Annotated in this window: 1 pseudogene; it reads left to right on the forward strand. The window is 70.5% G+C overall.

Annotation, left to right across the window (positions count from 1 at the left end):
* Window positions 1–20: 20 nt before the first annotated feature.
* Window positions 21–234 (forward strand): annotated as a pseudogene (locus tag H5411_RS46860) (MlaD family protein); the annotation flags it as partial.

Raw genomic sequence — 234 nt, forward strand, 5'->3', positions numbered from 1 at the left:
TCTACCGCAATTCCAAGGCCGTGACCGCATCGGTCGGCGCGCGATCGGCGCTGGGCCAGAAGTACGTCGACTTCACGCCGGGAACGCCCGACGCGGGCGAGGTCGGCGAAAACGACGTCATCCCGTCGGCGAAGACCGAGGGCGCGCAGGAGCTTTCCGACGTGCTGGCCGTCTTCGACGAGCCGACGCGGAAGGCCCTGCAGGACACGCTGCGCGAGACCGGCGGCGGCGTCG

Source organism: Amycolatopsis echigonensis (assembly GCF_014174495.1).
Lineage (GTDB): Bacteria > Actinomycetota > Actinomycetes > Mycobacteriales > Pseudonocardiaceae > Amycolatopsis > Amycolatopsis echigonensis.